4 protein-coding genes are annotated in these 1,580 nt (G+C 39.1%); all 4 read left to right on the top strand.

The genetic code is table 11. The features are described from left to right. On the top strand, positions 1-343 hold a 343-nt coding region (locus HMPREF2907_RS08650), incomplete at its 5' end, for an HNH endonuclease (RefSeq protein WP_083310719.1). Positions 344-351: 8 nt separating this feature from the next. Then, positions 352-624, top strand: coding sequence for a hypothetical protein (locus HMPREF2907_RS08655; RefSeq protein ID WP_070682172.1), 273 nt, complete (start codon positions 352-354; stop codon positions 622-624). A gap of 172 nt (positions 625-796) precedes the next feature. Beyond that, the gene (locus tag HMPREF2907_RS08660) at positions 797-1,333 is read left to right on the top strand and encodes a suppressor of fused domain protein (RefSeq protein WP_070682175.1); all 537 of its coding nucleotides are present in this window, start codon (positions 797-799) and stop codon (positions 1,331-1,333) included. Between the two features lie 142 nt (positions 1,334-1,475). Then, positions 1,476-1,580 (top strand): polymorphic toxin-type HINT domain-containing protein (locus HMPREF2907_RS13590; protein WP_318259101.1); only part of this gene is annotated, 105 nt, incomplete at its 3' end.

Consider the following 1,580-nt stretch of genomic DNA (forward strand, 5'->3'; position numbering starts at 1 on the left):
CGTCAAGGGTGATAAGGCGGAAACGGAAGGGGTTTGGGTTCATAATGCGTGTCCGTATGGAAATTTATCGGATAATAAATCTGTTGGCGAAGGAAAAAAATTTACACCAGCTCAAAAGAAAGCAATCATCCAAGAAAACATGAATAGAAACGGAGGGGTAGTGAAGTCTGACCAATCTGGAGAAGTTTTGGTTCGTCCTAAAAAGAGCCAAAAAGGTATCACCCCCCCATCAAATGAATGGCAGATTGACCATGTGCAAGCAAAAAGTAAAGGAGGTTCAAATAGTTATAAAAATGCACAGGTTTTATCCAGAAGAGAAAATATTAAGAAATCAAATAAATAGGTATCAATATGCAATGGAAATTTGAAGACCCTCAAAATACTGCTGTTATTACCACCAGAAGAATTTTGTCTAAAAAAAACGGAATCTTAGAAGTATGGCATGATGCTGATGATGGAATGTGGCAATTCTTAGATGGCAATGAAATTCATGAAGGAGATGCTGTGATAGTTAGTTTAAAAGAAATTGTCACTATTGATTCCTCAGTCAATCTCTTAAGTAATTTACCTCTTGGTGGTTACGCTTGGAGAAATACTATGTCGGAAAAATGGAATTTTGATTAGCAAGCGTAGGTTAGGTTAAAAAAAACCAACAATCAAAAGGTTGTCTGAAACCGTATTTGTTTCAGACAACCTTTCTATCAATGGAAATAGGATGTCGAGTACGCTTGCTTAACATGTCAAAGAAAAGAAGGGGCAAGTATGTCAAAATATTCTCGAGAGCAGGCTAAAAAACATGAGTTATAATCAAAAAGTTTTATCCCACTTGCAAAATTTTTGGATAAATCATGAAATTAAACGGTTTTCTTGGGCATTGGGAAGAATTATAGAAGAACTTCCCGATTTCCAAGTTTTCCAAGTGATTCCTAACCATGCAGATGAGCCTTGGGTTTATGTCAGCTCTGGGATAGGTCCATTTTTAGGACAGGAGTTTTTTATCGTCAGCCCGTTTGAAACGCCTGAACATATTGAGACCTTGGCGATGCTGGCATCGGCAAGTATGCATTATCCTGATCAATTTCAATTAGGAAAAACGGTCAATATCGGCAGACCGTGGGTCGAGCAATCATCCTTCCAGCATTTTCTGATTTCTCTGCCTTATCCTTATGGGCAAGAGTTGGAATATATGGATAATGTCCGATTTTTCTGGTTATTGCCGATTACTCATCAAGAGAGGCTTTTTTTAGAGACTCATTCGGTAGAAGAATTGGAAACAAGATTTGATGAGCTAGGTATTGATTATTTAGATATAAATCGTGCAAGCACTATATAACAGGGTAGATTAAAAACCCAACAATCAAAAGGTCGTCTGAAACTGTGTTTGGCTTTTCAGACGACCTTTTCTTCATTTGAAACAGAATATTAGGAACTAGGTTCTTCAAGAATCCTATACCTGCTCCTTCCACGGCAGCACCTTGGTCAAAACGGCAGACGGCTACAAAGCCATTGCCCGTATCCGGGCCGGCGACCGCGTCTTTGCCAAGGACGAAGCAAGCGGAGAAACGGGATACAAACCCGTT

The organism is Neisseria sp. HMSC055H02, from assembly GCF_001813335.1.
Taxonomy (GTDB): Bacteria; Pseudomonadota; Gammaproteobacteria; order Burkholderiales; family Neisseriaceae; genus Neisseria; species Neisseria sicca_C.

Excerpts from the sequence above, each read along its gene's own strand:
- HMPREF2907_RS08655 (WP_070682172.1), top strand. The coding sequence starts at position 352 with ATGCAATGGAAATTTGAAGACCCTCAAAATACTGCTGTTATTACCACC.
- HMPREF2907_RS08660 (WP_070682175.1), top strand. The coding sequence starts at position 797 with ATGAGTTATAATCAAAAAGTTTTATCCCACTTGCAAAATTTTTGGATA.